Origin of the sequence: Noviherbaspirillum denitrificans, from assembly GCF_002211445.1 — a bacterium.
GTDB lineage: Bacteria > Pseudomonadota > Gammaproteobacteria > Burkholderiales > Burkholderiaceae_D > Noviherbaspirillum > Noviherbaspirillum denitrificans.
In genome coordinates, this window is the sequence record NZ_LSTO01000001.1 from 58,217 (window position 1) to 60,023 (window position 1,807).

The following is a 1,807-nucleotide window of genomic DNA, read 5'->3' on the forward strand; positions in this document are numbered from 1 at the left end:
GGGCGCCAGAATTCCTCCCATAGCCCACTGGCTGCACCTGCTACGACAACAGGTAAGCCGCGTCATGCACACCCAACTCGCCGGTGGCAACAGCCTCCCGCCGCAGAACTAATCCTTGAAGCCGAACACAAGTATCTAATTTCCGCTGGCCATACTTCTACGGCAGCTCCATGGAGATAGATCCGCGTCATGTAGCGACAGAATTAAAATCGGCGGAAGCTGTTCACTATTGACTGGTCCAATAATCAAAATGGATAGCTCAATCGAACGATCGCGAAGTTCACTCCATCATTCGGCTTCTTGATACTGGCATTGGAGAAGTGCTGGATCTTCAGACTGATGTCCGCGCTGTTTGCAAACACATAGCCTAGGCCGAGGTGGTCGCCGAACTGAAAGCGGGTAGACAGCTGTTTGCCGTTGTTATCGTAAAGATCAGATAACAGATACGCACCGATACCTCCTTCAACGTAAACGCCCTTCTTGCTGTCATTCTGCCAACGGAAAACCGGCGTAATTCCTGCAGCGGTGATGTGCTGTGTATTGCCGGGGATGTTTTGAAAGCGATCTCCTCGCCATTGGGCGAGCGTAAGATCCCAGTAGCCGCCGATGTGGGTGCCGTTTGAGCGCCACCACATGTTGTCCCACTTCCATTGCGCGCCGAGGCGTACCATCTTGGTCTTGTCGCCGGTGCCGAATTCCACGGATGCCGAATCGGCGGCGATTCCCGAGAGGGGGAGTGTCGCAAGCAGGCAGCCAAGGGCAAGCACAGCAGAACCGGTCCGTAATCCATTCATCCGAAACTCCCCTTCCATGTAAAAACTGAAATTGACAGTCTACTATTTTACGCAAAAATGAATTTCTGTCCGGCGGGCAAGATGACGTCCTGAGAATGGCCGGCTGGGCTACGGCTTGTAGGGATATTCGGGAGTTCCCGGCACGTCAACCCTAAGAGACAGGACGCAACCCGATAAGGGAAGTTCTTTAAGTTCTTTCTCAGAGCGCTTACTGCTCACCGACGTGACATACAAGGTGCGGTAGTCGGCGCCGCCAAACGCAGGCATCGTCGGGCATCGCACTGGAAGTTCCACTTCCTGCAGGAGGGCTCCCTCTGATGACAAACGCAGAAGCTTTCCTCCTTCATACATGGCGCACCAATATGCTCCTTCACTATCTACGCTCGCACCGTCCGGACGGCCTTGGTAATTCGTGCCGCGGACTTCCGTGAATTGTTTGAAGACTTGGCCGCCGCCAAGTGCGGATGAAGCCAGATCGAAGTCATATACCGAAATCCTGTGTGCCGTCGTGTCAGCATGATAGAGATTGCGATTGTCTTTGCTGAATGCAAGTCCGTTCGAGACCGTACATGGATTTCCTACCTTACGGATGGAGCCACGCTCAAGGACGTAGAGCGCACCCAGTGCCTTGCTGCGGTCATCTGAAAGCGTTCCTATCCACAATCGGCCGGCAGCATCGCATCGGCCATCATTGAAGCGGATTCGTGAAGCGTCGTATGGTGGTTCGCAGATGAAATGTACGGTGCCGTTATCGGTATTCAGCATCGCGATCCCCGAACGCATTGCCACCACCAATCCACCATCAGCCATCCATGCAATGCACCCCGGTTCAGAGGAGAGGGGCCAGGATCGATGATTGCATCCAGATGGATCGAAGCGATGTACCGCATGACCCGCGATATCTATCCAGTACAGCGCTTGTTCCGTGGGATGCCAAAGGGGACATTCTCCCAGCAGTACACGTGAATCAGGCAAGGCGTGTATCTCGATTACAGGCATGAACGTGGGATTTT

General features: G+C 53.9%; 2 protein-coding genes. Both read right to left on the reverse strand.

Features of this window, described 5'->3' with window-relative positions; translation table 11 throughout:
- Positions 1 to 245: 245 nt before the first annotated feature.
- Positions 246 to 794 carry an acyloxyacyl hydrolase gene (locus AYR66_RS00345; protein ID WP_234814629.1) on the reverse strand — a complete coding sequence of 183 codons (549 nt, stop codon included), beginning with the start codon at positions 792 to 794 and terminating at the stop codon, positions 246 to 248.
- A gap of 108 nt (positions 795 to 902) precedes the next feature.
- Positions 903 to 1,793 (reverse strand): SMP-30/gluconolactonase/LRE family protein, encoded by an 891-nt coding sequence (locus tag AYR66_RS00350; RefSeq protein ID WP_088705847.1) that lies wholly within the window; start codon positions 1,791 to 1,793, stop codon positions 903 to 905.
- Between the last annotated feature and the right edge of the window lie 14 nt (positions 1,794 to 1,807).